Consider the following 24,757-nt stretch of genomic DNA (forward strand, 5'->3'; position numbering starts at 1 on the left):
ATAGCGCCGGACGGCGCCCGTTCCCCACCCGCACCGCACAGCACCAGCAGGCTTCGCAGCCGGAGGCTCCCCGCCATGGCCCACTCCTCGATCCAGGTCTCGCCCGGCGTGGCGACCTTCTTCCACATCCTCACCGGGATGCCGTGGCCGGAGTCCAACGAGGGATTGCTGCGAGACGTCCGGGACGAGTACAAGACGCTCTCCGAGGAACTGCCGCAGCTCGAGGCCTACATCGTGGACCTGGTGGCCAAGTGCCGGCAGCAGTTCGAGGGGCAGACCGCCGAGGCCTTCGAACAGGACATGGGGCGGTTCGTCGGCCAGGGGAAGGAGGGCACCAACTACATCGCCACGGCGACCGAACTCTGCAAGCAGCTCAGCGAGTTCGCGGGCAAGGTCGCGAACACCGTCGAGTACACGAAGTGGATGATCATCGGCCAGATCGTCCAGCTGCTGATCGAGATCGCGCTGGCCATCTTCTGGTCCCCGTTCACCGCCGGCACCTCGCTCCTCGCGGTCGAGCCCGTCAAGCAGGTCGTCAAGACGATCATCATCAACCTGCTGAAGAAGCTCCTCCAGGTGATCCTGATGCACACCTTCTTCGGTGTGGTGGGCGGCCTGGTGATGGACGGGATCATCCAGGGCATCCAGTTCGGGCAGGGCAACCGGCACGAGTGGGACAAGGACCTGACCAAGCAGGCCGCGATCTTCGGCGCGATCAGCGGCATCATCGCCGGCCCGCTGCACCTGCTGGGCATGGGCCTGGGCAAGCTCTTCGGCAAGATGTTCGGGAAGCTCTTCGTCTCGAAGGAACTGAGCGCCTCGCTGAAGAACCTGGCCGCCGGGATCGCCAAGGGCGGGACCAAGGAGTTCGCGAACCTCGGCGCCAAGGAGCTCGGCAATGTCGGGGCCAAGGAGCTCGGCAACGCCGGGGCCAAGGGGCTCGGGAAGGCCGGGGCGAAGGAAGCCGGGGCCGGCGCCGGCCGGGCGATCGGGGACGAGGCGGCGAACAAGTTCGCCAACAGCCTCGAAAAGCTCCTGCGGGAGAACTCCGCCTTCCTCTCCAAGGGCTTCGCGGCCGGCGGCAAGACCGGCGCCAAGGCCGGGGCCCAGTTCGCGGAGAACATGGCGAAGTCCTTCGAGAAGCACCTCGGCCCCGCCCTCGGCAAGGACCTCGCCCGCGAGCTGGGAACAGCGTTCGGCAAGGAGTTCGCCCAGAAGTGGGCCAAGTCGGGGGAAGCCCGCGCGGGCCTGGCCGCCGCCCTGCGCGAGATCGCGAACAACTCCAAGGTCGCCACCGGAGAACTCAAGCTCCTGGCCGAGAAGCTTCCCGAACTCGCCGGCCGCGTCGGCAAGATGAACACGATGTTCGTGCTCGGCCACGTGCTCGGCGAGCAGGTCAAGAACGGTCTCAACCAGTACCTGACCGAGGGCTTCTACAACCTGATCTTCGAGCCGAACCACGAGTTCTCGGCCAGCGGCGCGAGCTTCCTCAGCGGCTTCCTCATGGGCGGCGCGCGCCACCTGATGCACGGCCTCACCTCGCCCCTGATGACCAAGTACGTCAACTTCGTCCGGGACCTCCAGCACGCCGACATCCCCCACGACGGCAGCAAGTACTTCCACCCGCTCCACCCCCTCACCCTGCTGTCCGTGGCCACCAACCTGTCCGGCCACGCCGCGCCGTTCCCGGTGCCCAGGCTCGGCGAGCGCCTCCCCGCCCCGACCGAGGGCGGCCCGCACCTGACCAGCACCGAGGGCGGCGGCCGCACCACCTCGCTCACCCCGCCGTCCGGTTCGCACCGCACCGACGGCGGGCCCAGCACCGAGGGCGGGTCGAAGACGGACGGCGGGTCGAACGCGGCCGGCACCGAGAGCGGCAAGGCGACGGGCCCGAAGCCGTCGGTCGGCACGGAGACGCCGGGCGGGGACAAGACCTCCAAGCCCGGCTCGCAGACCGGCAACGGTGGCCGGACCACGCCGGACCCCGCCACCCGCCGCCCCACCGAGTCCGGGGGCGACCAGGGCAAGCAGACGGGTGGCACCACGGCGACGGCGGGCGGCGGCGACCCGAAGCCGGATCCGCGGCCTGCACCGAAGCCGGACCCGAAGCCGGACCCGAAGCCGGACCCGAAGCCGGACCCGAAGCCGGACCCGAAGCCGGACCCGAAGCCGGACCCCAAGCCCGACCACACGCCCGACCCTCCGAACCCCGACCACAAGCCCGACCACAACCCCGACCGCACGACGGACCCCAAGCGGGACCCGAACCCTGACCCCAAGCCCGACCACAAGCCCGACCCGAAGCCGTCCAAGGAGGGCGACGGACGGCCTCCCAAGACCGAGGGCGGGCCGGAAGGCAGTAAGGACCCCGACCCGAACGGCCCTCGCAAGGACACCCCCAAGTCCGAGTACGAACTCCAGCGCGAACACCTCCGGGAACAACGCCTTCAGGGCGAGAAGGACCGTGCGGCGGCTGCTGAGGCTGCTCGTAAGGCGAAGGAGGCGTCCGGTCCGCCGCGGGTGGACGAGGAGGCGCCCAAGAAGCCGGGTGGCGACGGTGAGGAGGAGTCGCGGCCTGACCCGATGTACACGGCGCAGGGTGAGATACACCGGGATCTGCGTGCGCAGGGTGAGTTGCAGCGGGAGCTGCGTGCGCAGGCTGAGAAGGCTCGTCAGGCGAGGGAGGGGTCGGATACGTCGCAGGCGGACGGTGACGGGGCCAAGAAGCCGGGTGGCGACGGTGAGGAGGAGTCGAGGCCTGACCCGATGTACACGGCGCAGGGTGAGATACACCGGGATCTGCGTGCGCAGGGTGAGTTGCAGCGGGAGCTGCGTGCGCAGGCTGAGAAGGCTCGTCAGGCGAGGGAGGGGTCGGATACGTCGCAGGCGGACGGTGACGGGGCCAAGAAGCCGGGTGATGGCGAGAAGGAGCCGCTACCTGACCCCGGGTATTCGTCGCAGGCTGAGGCGTTCCGGCAGCTGCGTGAGCAGGGTGAGAAGGATCGTGCGGCGGCTGCTGAGGCTGCTCGTAAGGCGAAGGAGGCGTCTGGTCCGCCGAAGGTGGATGAGGAGGCGCCCAAGGAGCCTGGTGGCGACGGTGAGAAGGAGCCGCTGCCCGATCCCGCGTACTTGACGCAGGCCGAGTTGCACCGGCAGCTGCGTGAGCAGGGCGAGGCGGATCGCAAGGCGAAGGCGCTGGCGGATCCGTCCTTCGTGGAGCGTGAGGAGGCCAAGGCTCTGGCCGACGCCAAGAGGCCGCGTTCGACACGGGAGCTCAAATTCCGCACGATCGACGATCTGAACGCCAAGAAGGAGAGCGACGGCTCCGGTGCCGTCGCGCCGCACTCCGGCTCGGACGGGCGGCCCGAGGGCGGGCCCGGCCCCGCCGGCAGCGGAGTGCAGGACCGAGGACGGTCCGAGGGCAGTCAGACCCAGGTGGAGCCGGCCCCCGCCGACTCCGAGGGCCCGGGTGGTGGCGAGCAGCAAGGTCCGGATCGGAAGTCCGGGGTTCACGGGTTCGGTGACCTGAAGGATTCGGGGAAGGGTAAGGCTCCGGCGGAGAAGTTCCCCGGTCAGGGGCACTTGCTGACGGATGATGCTCCGCCGGTGCCGCCGAAGGACGGGGCGGAGGGTTCGGGTGGTGGCGAGAAGCAGTCTCCGGATCGGAAGTCCGGGGTTCATGGGCTCGGTGACCTGAAGGATTCGGGGAAGGGTAAGGCTCCGGCGGAGAAGTTCCCCGGTCAGGGGCGGACGGCTGCTGGTCCGCCGTCGGTGCCGCCGAAGGATGGGGTGGTTGAGGGTTCGGGTGGTGGCGAGCAGCTGCGCCCGGATCGGAAGTCCGGGGTTCACGGGCTTGGTGATGTGAAGGATTCGGGGAAGGGTAAGGCTCCGGCGGAGAAGTTCCCCGGTCAGGGGCGGACGGCTGCTGGTCCGCCGTCGGTGCCGCCGAAGGATGGGGTGGTTGAGGGTTCGGGCGGTGGTACTGGGACGGTGCCTCCGGTCCGGAAGACGGGCGTTCACGGGCTTGGTGATGTGAAGGATCCGGGCAAGGAGAAGGCTCCGGCGGAGAAGTTCCCCGGCGAGGGGCACCTGCTGACGGACGAGACCGTGGCGGGCCCGCAGGAGGAGCACCCGCCGGCGGCGCCGCCGAAGGAGGAGGAGAAGCAGGGCTCGGACGGTGGTGAGCAGCAGCAGCCGGCTCCGAAGTCCGGGATCCACGGGTTCGGCGACCTGAAGGATTCGGGCACGACGGGGCCGGAGGGCAAGCCCCCGGCGGAGAAGTTCCCCGGCTCGGGAGAGAAGCTGGGCGGCCAGGACGCCACCCGCGATGGGCGCGCCACCGAGTCCGGCCAGCGGGACCAGCGCCGCGACGCCGCCGAGCAGCGCCGGGAGGAGCAGAAGAACGATCCGGCCTTCCAGCAGGAGGCCGCGCGGCGCGCACAGGAGGCCGCGGAGGCGGAGACGAAGCTGGCCGAGCGCCGGAAGCAGCGGGCGGCCGACGCGGCCGTCCGCGCCGAGGCCGACCGGCAGGCCCTCAAGGAGCGGGAGCGGCTGCGCGCCGAGGAGGAGGTCCGCGAGCAGCAGCGGGAGACCGAGCGGCAGCGTCTGCGGGCCGAGGAGGATCAGCGGGAAACCGAGCGGCAGGCGCGCCGGGATGCCGCCGAGGAGGCCGAGTGGCAGCAGCAGTTGGCCGACCTGCGGGACAAGTCGGGTGGCGGCGGCGGTGTGCACGGCGATGTCTCCCTGGCCGAGGCGCGGAGGCTGCTCGCCGAACACCGTTCCAACGGGGTGGCCGACCCCTGGCATCGGCTGGCATCCGAACTGGGCGTCAACGTCGAGTCGTTGCGGCGTCATGACCTGATGCCCGAGTTCCCGGGAGGATCGGGGGAGCGCGGACCCGGGGCCAAGGCGGAGCACATCGAGCCGGCGTCCGACCGGAACCGACTCGGCGGCGACGACACCGCTCTCGCCCCCAAGACCGCCAAGTCCGCGAAGAAGGCCGCTCAGCCGGCGTCCGTCGTGACCCGAGGTATCGACGGCGCCGGTGGCACCGTCGACCGGGAGGCGCTGGACCACGCCGCCAGGGAACTCGCCAACGAACCGGGCGGGTCGACGACCGTACCGCCCGGCGAGGTGTCCTCGGCGTCCGCGCCGTCCTCGCGGGAGAAGCTGGCCGCGGGGGCGTTGCTCAAGCTGCACGACGACCTCTTCCACCCGGACGCGCCCCCCGGTGGGGTCACCCGCGAGTTCGAAAGGGTCCGGGCGTTGCGGCGCCTGGAGCGTCTCGCCCGTGACGAGTACCGGATGCGGGTGCCCTTCCTGACCGGCGGCTGGCTGGGCGGCATGGCCCACGAACTGCACGCGCTGCCCGACCGGCAGCGCCCGGTGCCGGAGCACCTGCGGAGGCTGGTGGACACGGCCGTGCTGGTCGACCCGGCGCTGACCGGGGCCGCCCTCCGGGCCGCCCTGCGGGAGCGGCTGGCGGCGGACGCACCGCCGGTGGACGCACCGCCGGTGGACGCACCGCACGAGGAGCCCGTCGCGGCCCCCGACCAGGTCGAACCCGTGCCGCAGGGGCAGGAGCCGCGCGAAGAGGAGTACCGGACCCGTCTGGTGACCACGCCCGGTGGAGCCGTGGTCGCGCTGGAGGTACGGGGAGAAAGCTGGTCGGAGCCGCCGCCGGAGCTGCTGGAGACCGCGCGCAACGTCTACTACTGGAACGATCCCAAGAAGGCGTCCGACGGCGGCCCCGAACCCGTCCCACAGCCTGGGACCGAGCCCGGCGCCGATGCGCCGGAGACGAGCAAGCACTACAGCCTGACCGACGTCACCGGGCCCGAACCGTTCCTGGTGCTGATGCCCAAGAAGCTCGACGACCTCGACCCCGAGAAGCTCGCCGAGGGCGTGGCGTCCGACCTGCCGCTCGACCGCATCACCCCGGAAACCCCGCTGGTGCTCGTCGGCCCTGCGAGCCTGGGGGCGGACCTGGCGTTCCCCCGTGCTCTGGCCAAGGCGACGGGGCGGACCGTGTGGACCAACTCCGTGGCGACCTCGATGTCCGGCGGTGTCATCAGGGTGAAGGGCAGACTGCGCTCCGCACTGGCGGACAAGCCGGGCGCGAAGGTGGAGCGGGGGTTCTGGATCAAGGAGGTTCCGCCGGACCCGGCCCTCGTGGAGGAGCAGGGTTCCCACACCGTCCAGGTCAGGAAGGTCCACAAGGACAACGGCCGCTTGGTCGACTCGAACTCGACCTACCCGATCGACGCGACGGACCTCGACAGCCAGCCCATCCTGTTCCCGCTCGGCGGGCAGTCGGGAGGCCGGCTCTTCCGGGACGACTCGCTCACCCGGAACTGGGAGAAGGTGCGGGACGGGTTCGATCCGACCAACCCGCACTTCGAGTACCTGCCGTCCGACTTCTACGACCAGGACGACATTGAGGCCGCCGGGGCCTCGGACAACCCCGACCTCAGCACGATCGGCCTCGTCCCCTGGAACGTCGCGGCCCCGATCTACGCGGCCATGACGCACGCCACGCACCTCGCGACGCTCCTGCCCACGCTGTCGAAGCAGACGGACGGGACCAGGAAGGTCCACCTCTCGGGCGACGCGTTCGGCCAGGTCATCCGCAGGCGGCCCAGTTTCCGGCGCATGCCCGCCGACGCCCAGATCGTGCTGTTCGCCTGCCAGGCGGGTGCCCGCGGGGACAACGGCCAGGTGGTGGCGCAGCAGTTCGCCAACGCCACCGGCAGGGTCGTCTGGGCGGCCACGACCTCGGTCAACGTGGCCGCCGGTCAGCGCTACGCCCCGCTCGGCCTCCTCAGTGACGAGCACGGCACCCGAGGCCGTTGGGTCAAGTTCGTGCCGGGTACGGAACCGGACACCGAGCAGGGTTCGCACCCGCCGGCGAAGCCGGTGGACCCGAAAAAGAAGAAGAAGGACGACACGGCGAAGTCGAAGGACAGGCGCCTCGGGGCACTCGGCGAGACCGGGCAGGGCGGCGTCCCGCCGGCGGCCCCGCCGACGCCCGCCACGCGGGAGTGGCCGGTGACGGGGCAGAGGTCGGTGGGCGACGGGTCGCACTTCGACGTCCTGCGGGTCCCGGGCGACGGCAACTGCCTGTTCACGTCGATCCTGGCCAGCGCGCCCCGGCAACTGGACTCCTGGGGCCACGGGCACCTGGACGTCAGGGGCGCACGCGCGGCCGTCTCGCAGTGGTTCCGGGGGCAGGAAGGCACCAGGCAGCGGACGGACCTCGACGCCCTGGGGATGAGTCCCCTTCGGTTCCTGCTCTCCGATGACGGTTTCAACCGTGAGCAGTTGACGGCGATCGCCGGCGCGGAGAACCTGGGACTGAGCAGAGGAGACGTGCTGGAGCACCTCCTCGCGGTGTTGGGCGAGGACGGGCCGCAGCGGACGGCGACCTGGGACCGCGTGCTCGACCGGATGCCGGCACTCAGGGAGCTGGTGTGGGTGCAGGCGGGGGACAGGGACCCCCGGCACCTGACGCTGTCCGACCTGACCGATCTGCCGCTCAGCCGATTCGTGGACATGGCGGTGCGCAACCGGGTGCTGTGGAGCACCCCGTTCTACGACGAGATCGCGGTGGTGGCCGCCCACGCCTTCGGCATCCAGCTGAGGGTGTACGACGAGGCCTCCGTGCCCCGTCTGTTGAACGAGGGGTCGGAGCGGATCGTCCACATCCTCCGCTCGAACGAGGAGGACATTCGCGTCACCCACTACAGCGCGATGCAGCCGACGACCCCTCGGCCCACCACGCCGCGTCCGGCCGACGTGCCTGTGGTCACCGAGTCGCAGACCAAGCCGACTCCGCCGCCGCTGAAGGAGCCTGAGCGGACGCCTACGCCTACGCCTGCACCTACGCCGAAGCAGGATCACGAGGGGCAGAAGGAGCCGCAGCAGGAGGAACTGCCGCAGCAGCAGGAGCCTCCCAAGGAGCAGGAGCTGCCCAAGGAGCAGGAGCAGCCGAAGGAACAGCAGCTGCCGCAGCAGCAGGAACTGCCCAAGCAGGAGGACCTGCCGCAGCAGCAGGAGCCGCCCAAGCAGGAGGACCTGCCCAAGGCACCGGAGCCGCCCAAGGCGCCGCCCCTGCCCGCCCCGCCGGGCCGGATGACGGAGCAGGGCCGGATCAGCGCGGGCGACCGGGTGGTGCTGGTCGACGGGGAGGACGACCAGGTCGTGGCGGCCGTACTCGGACAGCTGCCCGCAAGTGTCTCGGCGAGCCGGCGGGAGGAGATCCGGCAGCGGCTCGCCGAGCAGCTCGACGTCGGGATGCTGGAGCCCAACCTGTCGCGGATGACCCGGGGCGACGATCTGCTGGTGCCCCTGGACCTCGGTGGCGGCTCCGGGACGCTGCGGATCAGCGCCACGCTGGAGACTCCCGTCACGAAGCATCGGACGGAGAAGTTCGAGTTCGAGGACGGCGGCGACTCGTCCGCCGGAGCGGGCACCCTGCGTGAGAGCCGGTCCCGGTGGGGCGGGGGTCTGGTGGTGAGCGGCAAGCCGGCGTCGAACACCGGGTTGTCCGGGCCGGTGAGCGCGATGATGGACCGGAGCAAGGCGGTGACGGTCACCGCGACCGGCCGGATGACCCACCGCAGGAAGACCGCCGAGCCGGTGCTGTGGGTGGACGCGACGGTCCGGCTGGACCTCGACTTCTCCGGGGTCCCGGGCGTGCGGACGCTCCTGCCGCCGTTCTCCCGGACCCTGGTGGTGAACACCGGGCGGACCGGCGCGGAGCAGCGTCCGGAGCCGGTGCGGGTCCCGTTGCCGGTGCGGATCGTCACGCCGGCCGCCGAGGCTGCTTCCGTCGGGTCTGCGCCCGACGAGATCCGCCACGCCCCGCCGCCCCGGGTGCTGCGGACGGCGGCGCTGGGCGGGATGGACGTGGTCAAGAACGTCGACACGCTGCACGGGCGCGGGAACGCCGCCGCGGGTGACACGGCGCTGTTCGGAGCGGCCGGCGAGCCCTCCGGGCTGGAGGCCTTCGGGCGGCAGAGGTTCGGCGACGCCTGGAGTTCGGTGCGGGCCGAGATCCTCGCCCAGCTGGACCTGCCCAGCCTGCAGACCCAGCTGAGGTCGATGACGGCCGGCGAGCCGTTGGAGATCCCGCTGTCCGACGGCCGGGGCAGCATCCTGGTGTCGGCGAAGGTGCTGGACCTGACGTACCTGCGCAACACCGATGCGGGCGAGTTCAACACCGGCACCGACGTCACCAGCGCCGTCACCGAGTCCGACGCCAAGGCCCGGGCGTTGGCACTGGCCATCTCGGCCAAGCAGTCGAGCGGCGGAAAGGACTTCCTCGGGGGCGCCGGTACGGGGGGCGTGAACGGGCAGCGCGGCAGCGACCGGAACATCATCGGTCAGAGCTCCCAGCGGACCGGAACCGCCCTCAAGGCCAAGATCAAGGGCACGCTCTTCGACGGCACCGCCGAACTCGCCCTGACGCACTGGGACCCGGAGGGAGTCGTCTCCCCGGAGCGGGCGACGACACGGCTGGCCTTCCGGGTGCTCTTCGACACCGCGGAATGCCAAGCAGGCGGCACGGAAAGCACGTTCCGTCCCGACGCCGAACCCGGACCGCTCCAGGGGCCGGAGCTGGACCCCGGCTCCCCCGCGCGGGAGCCCAAGCCCGAGCTGTGGGGTTCCGACCCGGCGAAGGGCAAGACCGGACTGCCGCCGGGCACGGTCGTGCTCGATGTCGTCCCGCACGTTCCCGGGAGCACCACCGAGCCCGTCGGGCCGCTCAGGGAGGTCCTGGAGACGCTGGGGCGCCGCACCTTCGGTGCTCAGGGCTGGAACGAGCTCGGCCCGTTGGTGCGCGGGGCCTTCCGCAGCGAGCGGCTCGGGGCCCTGCTGACGGGGATGACCCACGGCATCGACCTCCAGTCGCCGCTGCTGGTCAGGACCGGCGAGCGGGACGCCCTGGTGCTGGCCGGAGCCAAGGTCCAGAAGCTGGAGTACGTTCGGGAGTTCGAGAAGGACGCCGAGCTGAACGTCGTGAACGAGTGGGCGGATGCCGGCGGCGTCCGGGAGAACTCCTTCCACGCGGCGGGCGGCCAGTTCCAGGGCGGGCCCGAGTTCAGGGCCCCCAACACCGTCATGGCGGCCTCCGGCGGAGCCGGCCGTACCACCCGGTGGCGCAGCGGCGACCGGGCGGCGGACTCCGTCAGCGGTACCGCCAACGCGAAGTTCGCCGAGAAGATGGTCGTCTACCTGGCCACCGTCGAGCTCGACCTCAAGGTCGTCGAGAACGGCGGGGACGGCTCGACCGCGCCCGAACGGGCCCTGGTCCGGACGCTGTTGGCCGTCCCGCAGTCCCTGACCGCACCGCACCGCACGCCGGAGGGCGAGGGTCTTCGCCCGGCCCGCCTGGTGTTCGACCGCCAGGAGGTCCAGCACGCCGACGAGGCCGCGCAGGTGGAGGAGGCCCCGGTCGTCGAGGAGACGCCGGGCGTCGAGAACATCCCGCTCCTCCCGAAGGCCCCCAAGCCGATCCTCGCGCCGGACCGGACGCCCAGCGTGCAGCCGCCGTCCCGGGTGTCCCGGACCGGCGAACTCGGACCGTCCGACCCCGTGCTGGGACTGCAGGACGCGCGGGCCGTCCTCGACGCCGTGGGCGCCAAGCTGAAGCCGCTGTTCGGCCGTCACTGGGCCTGGGTCGAGGCCGCCCTCGCCCCCCGCCTCGACGAGACGGCGCTGCGCCCCCGGCTGTCGGCCCTCACCACCGGAGGCAGCCTGAGCGTCTCGGTGTCGCATCAAGGGTTCACCGTCGAGGTCCGGGTCGCCCGGGCCAAGGTGACCATGCGGGATTACCAGGAACTGATCGAGAAGTGCGAGTTCGAGCGCGGCGGTGAGACGGTGTCGTCCACCGGGGCGCTTCGCGACGTGCGCAGCGGAGTCAGCGTGGCGGCGGCGATCGAGGGGAAGTTCCCGTACGTCGCGGTGACGCTCGGCCAGTCGTCCGCCGTGCAGGAGACGGTGGGCGCGACGCGGGACGCCGTGACCGGCCGGTCCGAGAAGGAGAAGACGGTCGAGCGCGCGGCCCGGTTCACCGGTGACGTGGCCTTCGACATCGAGATCGTGGCGAAGTCGACGCTGCCGAAGGCGCTGCTCGACCGGTCGGACCGGCGGAATCTCGCCCACGCCTCGGGCGGGACGAGCGCCGTCACCGCGGCGGACTTCGTGTTCCCGGTCCGTGAACTGCCCATCGACCCGAAGACCGGCGTCGCCCCGGCCCCCGGCACCTTCCGTTCGGTGCCGGAGCGGATCGTCTCCTCCGGCGTGCTGAGCGGCTCCGACGTGGTGCTGCGGGTCTGGGCCCCGGAACCCAAGGGCGGCGCGGCCGGCCAGGAGGACGGGACGCCGAAGCCCCCCGTCGGCGCCCAGCCGACGGGCGCCGGCCAGGTCGTCCGTACCTCGTTGCTGGACCAGCTCGACGGCCGCGGACGGGAGGTGTACGGCGCGAGCTGGGGGCGGGTCCGGCGGAGGTTGGCGCCTGCCCTGCTGCCGGGAGCGCTGCAGTCCCGGCTGCGGGCGCTGATGGCCGGCCAGGAGCTCTTCGTGAAGGTGCCCGGCGGCACGGTGGTGCTCCGCTGGGCCGGGGTCCGGGAGATGCGGCACACCGCCGACACGGTCGAGACCGAGTTCGCGACCGGCGGCAGCAGCGGCGTCGCCCACGGCGGCCCCGACGGGACGGCCGGCCAGAACCGGGGCACCGACGAGACCTTCACCGCGCGGGTGGTGGGCACCACCGACCCGCTCGGGGCGGTGCCCGTCGCCGTCGTGGCCGGCGGCACTCTGAGCCACGTCCGGGGCCAGGAACGGACCGCGGAGCACGACGGCGTCGGCCGGACCGGTGTGGCGACCAAGACCAAGGTCGCCGGCAGCGTCTTCGAGGGCGCCGCGATGATCCAGGTCGAGATGCGCCGCAAGGGGTCGGCGCGGCCCGTCCGCGGCACGCTCCCCGAGGAGGCGCGGACCGAGCGCCTTCGCCAGGAGGCGCTCCGTCGCGAGACCGAGAAGCTGCCTGAGGGTGCGCCCCTGCCCAAGCCGTTCGGAGACGAACTCGATCGGCAGGGCCGGCGGATCCAGGAGTCGGCCCGCTCCTGGCGGGACCAGGAGGCGGCGAAGGAGGCCGCGAAGGAGGCCGGAAAGGAGCCCCTGAAGGAGGAGGCTCCCAAGGACGGCAACGCGGAGAACGCCGCCCCGGCCACCCCGCACGGCGCCGGCGGCCCGAGCACGCCCGCCGCGCCGACGACGCGGGGGCGGGGTCGCCGGCAGGCCACCGTCGCCGTCGAGGTGGGTTTCGAGGTCCTGCTGGAGACCTCCGACACGCAGCCGGTCACCACCCGGGAGGAGGCCTCCTACCAGGCCCCGCGCCCCGGTCGGGAGACGGCCAAGCCGAAGCGTGGAACCAACGAGATCACCCACCCCGTGCCGCCCAGGGAGGTCTGGGAGGGCCTCCGCTCCGAGGACCTGGTCGTCGACCTGCCCGACGTCGGCTCGCTGCGCAACCTGCTCACCACCCTGGGCCGGAACGAGTTCCGGCTGAACGAGAACTCGGCCGCCATGCGCAAGCTCAGGCGGATGTTCGACCGGGGCCCCCTGATCGACGCCCTCCCGGACCTGACGGCGGGAGGGGAGCGGGTCAAGACCCTCCGGCTGGGCGTCCTCGACACGGTCAGCGTCACGGTCAAGGCCGAACTGGTCGGCCTCGGCCAGGGGCGTGAGGAGAAGAAGTCGGAGATCGCCCAGTCCGCCGAACTGGCGACCCGCTTCACCGAGCGGGCGCTGTCCTCCCGGATGACCCAGCTGATGGGCCAGCTCGGCGTCGAGTTCTCCAAGGTCAAGGGCAAGATCATGGCCGGGATCACCTTCGGCGGCGGCGCGGGCCGCCGCACCGGCGGTGAACGCACCCTCGCCGAAAGGGCCGTGGCCAACTCCAAGTTCCCCGAGCCGCTGGTGCGCTTCCAGGGACACGTGAAGTTCACGATCTCCTTCGGGCACCGCTCCGGCCCCTGGTCGTGGCGGCCGCGGACGGTGACCGGTGACGTCCCGGTCGTGGTGGGCATCCCGAAGAAGTCGATCACGCGGGAGTACACCGGGCCGGACGACACCTACTTCACCAAGGAGAACTGGCGCACGGGCCGACGGCCGTCCGACCCGTACAGCCTCCGGCCGGACACGGAGGAGGAGCCGAAGCCTGCGGAGCCCAAGCCCGAGGAGCCGAAGCCCGAGGAGCCGAAGCCCGAGGAGCCGAAGCCTGCGGAGCCGAAGCCTGCCGCCCCGGCGTCGAACGACATCGCGGGGCAGGTCGCCGAACTGCTCGGTGGCGCCTCCGGACAGCTGAAGCCGCCCGCCCCGAAGCCCACCGGGCAGGACAAGGAAGAGCCCAAGGAACAGGACGCGGAAGAGCCCAAGGAACAGCCCAAGGAGCCCGAGCCGGAGATCCACCAGGAGAACCGGGCCGAGGAGCAGTCCGAGCAGAACGACAAGGCCGAGGAGCAGTCCGAGCAGAACGACAAGGCCGAGGAGCAGTCCGAGCTGGAGAACCGGGCCGAGGAGCAGCCCAAGCAGCCCGAGGCCCCGGAACCGCCGAAGGACACCGACACCGAGCCGCAGCACCAGCAGGAACAACCCGCCCCGCAGCCGCCCCAGTTCCTGCTGGCGCAGGCCAACCGGGGTGTGCCCGGAAACCGGACGGGCTTGCGGATGGCCTCGGGAGCCTTCGTCGGCGCCGAGGGCCGGCACAACAACGCCCCCTCGGACGTCCTGCAGTTGACCCGTCGGCTGGAGGAACTGGGCGCCCTGGAGCCGGTGGACGCCGAGGCCGTACGGCAGCAGGCCGAGCCGCTGCTCCGAAAGATCGAGGAGCGCCGGGTCAGGCTGCGCAACGCGCCGCCGTTGAAGAGCCCGGTACCCGAGGCGGCCGTCGAGCCGCTGGTGCGGGCGGTGACCGGGCACCTGGGCTCGGCGCTGTCGCCCGAGCAGGCCCGCACGCTCGGCCTGGAACTCACCGACAGCATCGGCCCCGGCGCGGTGAACCGTCCGGACGACGTGCTGGCGGCGGGTCGCCGACTGCACGAGCTCGGGCTGCTCGACGACGCCGCGCTCGCCGCCCTCGCCGGAGCCCACGCCTCCGGAGCCGCCGCGGGCCCGCCGCCGCAGGCCTTCCTCGACGGCCTGCTCGCGCTGCGCGCCGACCACCTCGGCGGCCGGTTCGACCTGCCCGTTCCGGACGGCGGCCGCCAAGTCGCGGACGCCATGCGCGACCTGGCCCGGCGTGGGGTCGTCCTGGAATGGCGCGCCTCGGGTGCGCTCGACCTGGAGAAGACGGACTTCGCCACCTGGGCACTGGACGGCCCGGCGGACCAGCCGCCGCCGCTCGCGGCCGGCAGCACGCTCAACTGCTGGGAGTCCGTCCTGCTCACCGCGCACTCTCAGGGACTGGTCTCCTGGGAGTGGATCCACGACACGTACGCGAGCGGTCTGGACGGACCGCAGTGGACGAAGAACCTGATCTCCCGCCTGCTCCCGCACACCAGGACCAGCTACGACTCGACCGCCCACGACACCCCGCTGCCCCGCGAGGGCGACATCGTGGTCTACGGTCAGGGCAACCACGTGGCCGTCGCCACCGGCCGGACGGACGAGAACGGCGTACCGGTGCTGCTGAGCTTCGGCGTCAGCCCCACGGACGACGAGGCCGAGGTCAACCGGGTCATCGAGATCGGCGCGACGGACCTCTACACCGGCGGCGCCGATTTCGGCCCCGGCCCTTGGAGCGTGCAACCCGTACCAGTACCCGATACCGCTCCGCCGCGCGTGGAGCAGGTGCCTGCGGCTGAGCACGTGGAGCCGGTTGTGCCCACGCTGCCTCCGCCGCCTCCGCCGCGTGTGGAGCACGAGCAGGAGCAGGTGCCTGCTCCGGTGCCGGTGCCGGTGCCGGTGCCTGCGCCTGCGCCTGAGTCTGAGCACGTGGAGCCGGTCGCGCCCACGCTGCCCACGCCGCCTCCGCCGCCTCCGCCCGCCGGGCCGCCGAGGGCGTCCGACATCCTGGAGCTGAGTCCGCACGACCGCCTCCTGACCCTGGACTCCCTCTCGCCCGAGACCCGTCGCTCCCTCGCGGCGGACACCGACTTCGTCGGGCCTCTGCGGGACGGGCTGTCCTCGGCGGAGTTCGCGACGGTGGCCGCCCGCTTGCTGGTGGATGTCGACCACCGGGTTCACCGGCCGGTATCGGCGCGGCAGAAGGCGCACGCCGAGCTGGAGCTGGTCCTCCAGAATCCGGAGGTCGCCGCCGGCCTGCTGCTGCGGGAGGTACGCGTGGTGGTCGTGCCGCGCGACGTCGCGATGACCGAGGTCGAGGGCTTCCACCACCTGGCCGGCACCACCGTCGGCGAGGGCGGCCGCCGTTGGGAGACCGTCCGTGGCGCGGCCGAGCGCGAGCGCATCGCGGTGACCGAGGAGAACCTGCTCGGCGAGGAGACCAGCATCGGTGAGGACACCGACACCGACACCGACACCGGCGAGGTGTCGGGCCTTGCGGACGGTTACTCCTCCACCACCCACGAACTCGCCCACGCCCTGCACGAGTTCAGCCTGACCGACGAGGAGCGCGAACTCGTACGGGACGTGTTCCTGGGCAGCCACATGGCCGACACCCTGAGCCAACTGTTCGACACCAGGTCGACCGCGGCCTGGCCCGACGGCTCGGTGTACGACGAGAAGGGCAACCTGGTCGGCAACTACTCGTCCTCGGACGAGCGGGAGTTCTTCGCCCAGCTGGCCAACGTGTACCTCGGGACCAACCGCGGCAACGACCCGGACACCCGTCTGCCCCGCAACAACGGTGCCGGGTGGGTGCGCGAGCACCAGCCCGAACTGCTGCCGATCCTGGAGCGGCTCTTCGGAGAGGAGCCGGACACCGCCCAGGCAGGCCCGGTCAACCCGGTCCACGCGACCCGCGCGGACAACGGGATGCTGGAGGGTTTCCGCGAGTTCCTGCACGCCGTCGACGGCGAGGGGGACGTCGAGGACCTTGAGCCGCCCGCACCGCCGCAGCCGCCGTCCGCGGCCGACCTGATCCAGCAGATCCTCAACCCCGCCGGAGCCGGCAGCAGTTCGGCTGCTGCGGCCCCGCCGAAGTCGCGGGGGCCGAACAACGGAGCGGGGGGCGGGAACGGCTCCGGCGGCGGAACCCAGGCCGGGCGTGGTCGTGGGGCCAACACCGATGCTGCTGCGGTGCCGCCCGGGGCTGGTCGTGGGCGTGGTCGTGGGACCAATACCGATGCGGTGCCGCCCGGGGCTGGTCGTGGGCGTGGTCGTGGGACCAACACCGATGCTGTGCCGCCCGGGGCTGGTCGTGGGCGTGCTCGTGCGGCTAGCGCCGATGCTGCTGCGGTGCCCGGGGCCGGTCGTGGGCGTGGAACCGTGGCGACGGGAGGGAACAGGGGGCCCCGCTCGACCTCGCAGTCGGGCAGCCAGATCGCGCGCGTGGTCGAAAGGGACGGGCAGCTCTACATCGTCAAGGGAACGCCCGGCGAAGCCGGCTCCGAGCAGCCTCTCGACCTGCGCGCGCCCAGCCTTGACGCACCCCTGGGACAGGAGACCGACTCGCTGCGCGGAGCCTTCGGCCGCTCCCTGGACCGGATGGCGCGAGTCATGATGGACGTCGACCGGTACGGCAGTGGCGAGAATTTCAAGGTCATCGGCACGCCGCACCTCGCCCTGACCGTCATTGACGGCGCGGTCCATGTCGCGGGTAACTCCGGAATGGACGCGCGCAAGAGGGCGGATGCGACCAACCGTCTGAGGAGCCTCGACACGCCGGAGGGCCAGGACGGCAGGAACCACGACCTGGGGAAGCTCCGCGAGATTCGGGACGGGAAGTACCGGGACAAGGACTTCCTGGGCTTCGACGACCACGGTGGAGGATTCGATGCGGTCCGCGAGGCGCTGAAGAACCCGAACAAGATCGTGTGGCACCCCAACGAGAGGGACAAGGGCACGGGATGCCTCCACGGTGAGATGGACCTCCTGAACGAGGTCGAGACGCGGATGCGGGCGAAGTTCGAGGCCGCGAAGGCGGCGAAGGCGGCGGAAGAGGCGAAGGCGGCGGAAGAGGCCAAGAAGAAGGAGACGGAGGAGGCCGAGAAGGCGAAGGCGGCGAGCGAGGGGACGCAGGAAGCCGAGGCGAAGGACGACGCGACGGAGGAGGGGCAGAAGAAGGACGGCGAGGCGAAGGACGGCGAGGACTCCGACGCCGAGAAGACGGACGACGAGAAGACGGACGGCGAGGACTCTGACAGCGAGGACTCGGACGGCGACGCGCCCAGCCGCGGGAGTGGGCCGACGGCCGAGGAGAAGGGCAAGGGAAGGGCCGACCAGCTGGGGCTCACGCCGTGGCCGATCGGTGGCAGGAAGCGCGACTGCATGGCGTGCCACTGGGGCCATGCCATCTTCAACAAGCACATCGCGAAGGACCTCGGCTTCGTCGTGGTGACGGGTGGTACCCACGGAAAGATCTTCGGCGGCTGGGCGGCACCGAACTGCATCACGCAGCACAAGGAGGCGATGGCCGACCTGACGGCGAAGATCACCGGGACCGATGTGCCCATCAAGGGCGGCACGGCGAAGCTCGACTTCGTCGACGGTGTGATCGTCGCCCCCCAGGGCTTCTCGCCCGGAATGGGCAGTCATGACGAGCCGTACATCTCCGACTCCGACCCCGCCGCCGACACCGATACGGGTTCCGAATTCGAGGACGCCGACGAGTCGTCGAGCTCGGCCCCGAAGGACACCAAGGGGACGGCCTCCGGGCAGTCCACCACCACTCCGCCAACCACCACCACTCCGCAAACCTCCACCGCCCCGCAGCCGAGCACTGCCCCGCAAACGACCACGCCCCCGCAGCCCACCGGCGGATCCGGGTCGACCCCGGCCGGCGGGAGCAACCAGGGGTCCGGGCACGGCCGGGGCCGGGGAGGCCCCCGAAAAGGCCGTGGCCAGAGCAAGGACCGGAAGCCGAACGGCTGACGAGTTCGTCCGCAGCTGAACCTCCGGGCACCTCGCGTCCGTCAAGACGGGTGGACGTGCCGTTCGGCCGCCTCGACCGGGGCCGACCGGCGGCCGTCCCTGCCGAGCATCGTCATCGAGGGCCAGGGGGCCAGGGTGGGCAAGGACCGGAGCGGCCGGGGGAGTCGGACGGAAGGGGCGGAGGGCGGCGGGATCCAGCTACCCGCTGTGGCATGGGTCGTGCCCGAGGAGTTGGAGGCCCGCCCGGCATCGTCCGCGAGCACTGCGTCCGCGAGCGCCGCGTCCGCGAAGGCGGAGCCCGCCAAGGCCGAGCCCGCGAAGGCGGAGCCTGCCGAGGTCGAGCCCGCGGCGGTGCCCGCCGCCGGCGCCGTGCCCGCCGTCGAGGCCGCGAAGCCTGCCACGGGCGCTGCTGCCGCGGCCGCCGAGGCGCCCGCCGGTGTGACCGCCGTCCCCGGCCCGTCCCCGGCCGAGGAGGAGGGCGTCGGGCCGCGCCGGATCTCGCGGCCGATGGTGGCCGCGGCCGTGATCGCGGGCCTGGTACTGGTCGGGGTGCCGCTGGGCATCGCGAAGTTCGGCGGGGACGACCCCGGTCCGTCCGGTGCGGACGGTCCGCCGCCGGCCGGGTACACGCAGCAGGACGGCGGTAACGGGTTCGTCCCGGGTGCCGACGCTCCGGGGAACCCGGTGGGCGAGCAGCCCGTGCAGGTCGCTCAGCCGGTCGAGGGCCCGCCGCCCGGTGACGCCGGCGCGGCGGCGGCCGGTGGGGCGGCCGCCGCGGCCGGCGGTGCCGTGCCGGACCAGGGCGGCGGCCAGGCCGTACCGTTCGCGGGTCGGGTCCCGGCGGGCGGCGGTGCGCCGTCGACCAGCGGGAAGCCGGACGCGGGCAAGAACGCGGGCGGCGGTGCACCGGCCAACCAGGGCGGTGGCGGCGGTGGCGGTGGTGGCGGTGGCACCGAGGCGGGGGGCGGGGGCGGAGCCCCGCAGACCTAGCCCCAGACGCAGAACCAGCCCCGGCCGCCGCCCGCCGCCGCCCAGCAGCCGGCGCCGTCCGCGCCCGCCCAGCCCCCGGCCAAGCCCGCGCAGCCGGCCCCGCCGCCGGCGCCGAGCTTCGCCGCGGTGGCGGGCCCGGGGTGCAGCGGCGGGGGCGCGCAGGCGCGCGGCTGGTACGACAAGGGCCAGGAGGGCTGGCGGAACAACTCCGGCGGCTACTCGGGGGACGGCTGCAACGGCGGCTACTACTCGATGCCGATGTCGGGTGACGCCAACAAGGACCACGACAACTCGGTGGTCTGGACGTTCTCCACGGGGTCGGTCACCACCGGCACCTGCAAGCTGGCGGTGTACGTGCCGAACAGCGGGGACGTCAAGGCGGTCGGCGGAACGTCGTCCCTCTACACGGTGCAGAGCGGTTCGGGGTCGGGCTCGTTCAACGTCAACCAGGTCGGCAACCGGGGCCAGTGGGTCACGGTCGGCCCCTTCCAGCTCAACGGCGGCAAGCTCGCCGTGACGCTGCACGACCGCGGCCAGGACTGGCAGGGCAGCGACAAGCAGACCTTCGCCCACCACGCCGCGTCCGCGATCCGGGCCAACTGCACCGGGTGACCCCGCTGCACCGACGTACGGCAGCACCGGCACGACAGCCAAGAACGACGGAGGAGAACGCACCATGACCCGCCATGTGCTGACGGTCAGTGCGGAGCAGCGCGACGGCGGTGGCTACCGCACGATCGGCGCCGCGCTGGAGGCGGCCCGCAGCGGCACGGTGATCAGCGTCCGCCCGGGCCGCTACGAGGAGAACCTGGTGATCACCAAGATGGTGACCATCACCGCCGAGGAGGCCCGGGGCAGCGTCCGGATCTCGCCGCGGCGGGGCGCGGTGGTGCAGGTGGTGGCCGAGGCCGTCCAGCTGACCGGGCTGGTGCTCCAGGGCCAGGACGAGGAGCTGCCCACCGTCGACGTCCCGCGCGGCCAGGCCGCCCTGGAGGACTGCGAGGTGGCGGGCAACTCCTGGACGGCCGTGCTCACCCGTCAGCAGGGCGCCCTGGCGATGCGCGGCTGCCGGGTCGTCAACCCGGCCGGGGCCGGCATCGTGGAGACCTCCACCGGCTCCAGCGTGATCGAGGACTGCGTGGTCGAGCACCTCGGCAGCTCCGCCGTGGTGATCGGCGAGCGGGCCAACCCCGTGATCCGGGGCTGCGTGCTGCGCGACGCCCGGGGCAACGGGGTGTGCGCCAACGGCGAGGGCCGCGGCTCGATCGAGGACTGCGAGATCTCCGCCACCGACAAGCCCGGCATCGCGCTGGAGGAGAACAGCACGACCAGGGTGCTGCGCACCACCGTCCGGGACGCCTCGATCGGCATCTACCTGAGTTCGACCGCCCAGGTGCTGCTGGAGGACTGCACGGTCAGCGCCACCCGGGGCCACGGCCTGGTCCTCACCGGCGGCACCGACCCGGTGGTGCGGCGCTGCCGCACGATGCGCACGAAGGGCCACGGCATCCACGTCACCGGCCGCTCCCGGGGCACCTTCGAGGAGTGCGAGGTGGCCGGCGCGGAGGCGGCCGGGATCGTGGTGGACGAGTCCTCCAGCCCGTCGCTGACCCGGACGGCGGTCGGCGACAGCGGCGAGGCGGGGGTGGAACTGGTCGGCGAGAGCGCCGCCGAGTTCGACCGGCTGGAGGTGCGCGGCGCGGGAGGCGCCGGGGTGAGCGTGCGGGACGGTGCCAACCCGCTGCTGCGCCGACTGGACATCGCCGACGTGCGCGGCCACGGCGTCGAGGTGCTGCGGGAGGGCCGCGGGCGGCTGGAGTCCTGCGTGCTGGGTGCGACCGGCCGGGCCGCGCTGCTGGTGGCCGACGGCGGCAACACCCAGGTCGGTGGCACCACGGTCCGCGGTACCGCCGCGACCGGCGCGCCGGGGACGGCCAAGACCGCAGGGACCCCGGGGATCGAGGTCGGTCCGGGCGGCGTCGCCTCGCTCCGCGACTGCGACGTGGCCGAGTGCACCGGCGACGGGATCGTGGTCGAGGACGGCGGCGAGCTGACCATGGCCCGTTCCCGGGTGCACGGCAACCGCCGGCACGGCGTGCTGCTGGCCGCCGGCAGCCGGGCCGCCCTGACCGGCTGCGAGCTGGTGGGCAACACCCGGGACGGGCTGCGCGCCGAGTCCGAGGAACCGATCCGGATCACCGGCTGCACCGTCACCGGCAACCGCGGCTCGGGCCTGTGCCAGACCAGGCCCAGCGAGCGGCTCTCGGTGGAGAACCTGACCAGCCGGGACAACGGGCGGGCCGACAGCCACGGCACCGCGACCGCCGGCGCCGACGACCACCCGGCCGCCGCCCGCCCGGTCGGCGTGCCCGAGGCCGACGGCGCCGAGGCCGAGGCCGAGCGCCCGGCCGACGACCTGCCGCCGCCCGAGCCCGAGGGTCCGCAGGCGGCCCTCCAGGCGCTGGTCGGCCTGGAGGGGGTCAAGGAGCAGGTCGCCACCCTGGTCAACCTCAACAAGCTGGCCCGGCGCCGCGAACAGGCCGGGATGCCGGCCCTGCCGATGGGCCGGCACCTGATCTTCGCGGGCCCGCCCGGCACCGGCAAGACCACCGTCGCCCGCCTCTACGGGGCGATCCTCGCCGAACTCGGCGTGCTGCGCAGCGGCCACCTCACCGAGGTCGCCCGGGCCGACCTGGTGGCGTCCATCGTCGGTGGTACGGCGATCAAGACCACCGAGGTGTTCCAGTCGGCGCTCGGCGGCGTGCTGTTCATCGACGAGGCGTACACGCTGTCCGCCGGATCCGGCGGCGGCACCGGGCCGGACTTCGGCCGCGAGGCCATCGACACCCTGGTCAAGCTGATGGAGGACCACCGCGACGACGTGGTGGTGATCGTCGCCGGGTACTCGGACGAGATGCGCTCCTTCCTCGGCTCCAACCCCGGCCTCGCCTCCCGGTTCAGCCGCACCGTGGACTTCCGCAACTACTCGGCGGAGGAACTGGTCACCATCGTCGAGCGGGCCGCGGTCGGGCACGGCTACGAACTCGCCGACGCCACCCGGGAGGTGCTCGGCACACACTTCACGCGGATGCCCAAGGGCGCCGACTTCGGCAACGGCCGCGCCGCCCGCAAGGTGTTCGAGGAGATGGTGGACCGTCAGGCCTCCCGGCTGGCCGAGCTGGCCGACATCACCGACGCCGACCTCGCCCGACTGCTGCCCGAGGACCTCGGCGAGGAGCACTCCGACGCGGCCCGCGCGGCCGCGGCCGGCGGACCGGGCGCCGAAGGCGGCAGCGACCTGCTCGACCAGCTGCGCGCCATGGTCGGCCTCACCGCCGCCAAGGAGCAGGTCGAGAACCTGGTCAACCTGATCACCCAGGCCCGCCGCCGGGAGGAGGCCGGCCTGCCCACCGCCCGGATCAGCCACCACCTGGTCTTCGCCGGCCCGCCCGGCACCGGCAAGACCACCATCGCCCGGCTCTACGGGGCGCTGCTCGCCGAACTCGGCGTGCTGCCGCGCGGCCAGCTGGTCGAGACCGCCCGGGCCGACCTGGTCGGCCGCTACATCGGGCACACCGCCCAGCTCACCCGGGACGCCTTCGAACGCGCCCGGGGCGGCGTGCTGTTCATCGACGAGGCCTACACCCTCACCCCGCGCGGCGGCGCCGCGAGCGGCGACTTCGGCCAGGAGGCGGTGGACACCCTGATGAAGCTGATGGAGGACCACCGCGACGAGGTCGTGGTGATCGTGGCCGGCTACCAGGAGGAGATGCAGGGCTTCCTGAGCTCCAACCCCGGTCTGGCCTCCCGGTTCCCCCAGCAGATCGCCTTCGACCACTACAGCGCGGACGAACTCGTCACCATCGTGCGCCGCCAGGCGGAGGAGGCCGGCTACGTCTGCGCACCGGAGACCCTGGCCCTCCTCGGCGAGCTGTGCGCGGCCGTCCCCCGGGACCGCAACTTCGGCAACGGCCGCTTCGCCCGGCAGACGCTGGAGGCGATGGTCACCCGCCAGGCGGGGCGGCTCGCCCGGCTCGACGTCGGCGACCTGTCCGAGCTCAGCCTGCTGCTGCCCCAGGACATCCCCGGGCTGCCGCAGGGGAGCGCGGTGTGACCGGCGCACCGGGCCGCCCGGCCCGGGCCGCCGCGGCCGCGCTCTGCTGCGGCGCCCTGCTGGTCCCGGCCGCCCCCGCCTGGGCCGCCCCGAGGCCCGCCGCGACCTCCGCCCCGACGCCGGCCGCCACCTCGGGCACGGCCGCCACCTCAGGCGCGGCCGATCCGGCCGCGCTGCCCGTCATCGGCCAGAACCGGGGTGCCGGACGGCCGGACGGCTGCGTCAAACCCTCCGACAAGGGCACCGACCGGACCCCGTGGGCGCAGACCTACCTGCGGCCCGAGGCCGCCTGGCAGCTCAGCCGCGGCGCCGGCGTGACCGTCGCCGTGGTCGGCTCCGGGGTCGACCCGGCGTCCGGGGTCCTGGAGGGCCGCCTCACGCCGGGGCCGCGTGAGTACGGCCCCGGCGACTCCACCCGCGACTGCGTCGGCCACGGCACCTTCCTCGCCGGGCTGATCGCCGCCCGGCGCCAGGACGGGATCGGCTTCGCCGGTCTCGCCCCCGAGGCGCGGATCCTCGGCGTGGCCGTCACCGACGACGTGGGGAACACCACCCCGGCCCTGCTGGCCAAGGGCATCCGGGACGCGGCCGACGGCGGCGCCCGGATCATCGCCGTCGGCCTGGCGCTGTCGACGGGCGAGGCCGAACTCGGCGACGCCGTCCGCTACGCCGGCGGCAAGGGCGCCCTGGTGATCGCTCCGGCCGCCCCCGACGGCGGCGGCGGCTCCCAGTCCTCCCCGAACTCGCCCCCCGTCGCGGCCTTCCCGGCCGCCCTCCCGGGCGTCCTGGCGGTCTCCGACCTGGCGCCCAACGGCGCCCCGCCCAGCGGTGCGGCGGACGCGGTCCGGGTCGACCTGGTCGCCCCGGGCGACGCCGTGCTGAGCGTCGGCCCCGGCGGCAAGGGCTACTTCACCGCCGCCGGGCCCAGCTTCGCCACCGCCCTGGCGGCCGGCACCGCCGCCCTCGCCCTCGCCTACCGGCCCGACCTCACCCCGGCCCGGCTCGCCGACCGGCTCCGGGCCACCGCCTACCACCCCGGCACCGCCCTGCCCGACCCGCACCTCGGGTACGGGACCGTCGACCCCCTGGCCGCCCTCAGCGCCCCCCTCCAGGACGGGCCCCCGGCCACCCCCGGGCCCGCCCTGGCGGTGTCCCTGGTCCAGTCCCCGCCCCCCGACCCCGCCGCCCGGCAGGCCACCCTGATCGCCGGCGGGATCATCGCCGGCGTCACCCTGGTCGTCGGCACCGCCGTGGTCTGCGCGACGGGCCGCCGCCGGGCCTGGCGCCCTGGCCGCTGGTCGGTCTGACGGGCCGACGGGAGCCCTCCGCGCCCTGGGCCGGCAGGGCGGTGCGGGGCCGCCCGTGCCACCGACACGGGCGGGGCGTTCAGGCCCTGTCCGGCCGGTGGTGGACGCTGCCCGCCACCGGGCGGCGGTGCCGCCCGTGCCGTGCAGGCGCCGGGCTGCTCGATCCGGGCTTGGGCGTGTCTGACAATTCGCGGCGGATCAGCGCGCGGTGTTGGGCGCCCGGCTGGGCGTGCCGGCGAAGCGTCCCCTCACCGGGACATAACTGGAATGCTCGCAGGGGCGTCCA

Annotated in this window: 5 protein-coding genes; all 5 read left to right on the forward strand. The window is 73.0% G+C overall.

The features are described from left to right. Positions 1–75: 75 nt before the first annotated feature. The 5 genes from ACFVX9_RS34705 (at position 76) to ACFVX9_RS34725 (ending at position 24,471) form a co-directional block, all read left to right on the forward strand. A complete protein-coding gene (locus tag ACFVX9_RS34705; protein WP_387985710.1) occupies positions 76–18,060 on the forward strand; it encodes a hypothetical protein in 17,985 nt (5,994 codons plus the stop codon). Between the two features lie 207 nt (positions 18,061–18,267). After that, the gene (locus ACFVX9_RS34710) at positions 18,268–19,050 is read left to right on the forward strand and encodes a hypothetical protein (protein WP_387985713.1); all 783 of its coding nucleotides are present in this window, start codon (positions 18,268–18,270) and stop codon (positions 19,048–19,050) included. A gap of 126 nt (positions 19,051–19,176) precedes the next feature. Then, positions 19,177–19,662, forward strand: a complete 486-nt coding sequence (locus ACFVX9_RS34715) for a hypothetical protein (protein WP_107452977.1) — start codon at positions 19,177–19,179, stop codon at positions 19,660–19,662. Between the two features lie 64 nt (positions 19,663–19,726). Next, positions 19,727–23,164, forward strand: coding sequence for a right-handed parallel beta-helix repeat-containing protein (locus ACFVX9_RS34720; protein WP_380369972.1), 3,438 nt, complete (start codon positions 19,727–19,729; stop codon positions 23,162–23,164). Further along, entirely contained in the window at positions 23,161–24,471 is a 1,311-nt protein-coding gene (locus ACFVX9_RS34725; RefSeq protein ID WP_380369969.1) for a S8 family serine peptidase, read from the forward strand. Before ACFVX9_RS34720 ends, ACFVX9_RS34725 begins: the two co-directional genes overlap by 4 nt. The last annotated feature ends 286 nt before the right edge of the window (positions 24,472–24,757 follow it).

Origin of the sequence: Kitasatospora sp. NPDC058243, from assembly GCF_042882025.1 — a bacterium.
In the GTDB taxonomy this organism is placed as follows: domain Bacteria; phylum Actinomycetota; class Actinomycetes; order Streptomycetales; family Streptomycetaceae; genus Kitasatospora.

Excerpts from the sequence above, each read along its gene's own strand:
- ACFVX9_RS34705 (WP_387985710.1), top strand. The coding sequence starts at position 76 with ATGGCCCACTCCTCGATCCAGGTCTCGCCCGGCGTGGCGACCTTCTTC.
- ACFVX9_RS34720 (WP_380369972.1), top strand. The coding sequence starts at position 19,727 with ATGACCCGCCATGTGCTGACGGTCAGTGCGGAGCAGCGCGACGGCGGT.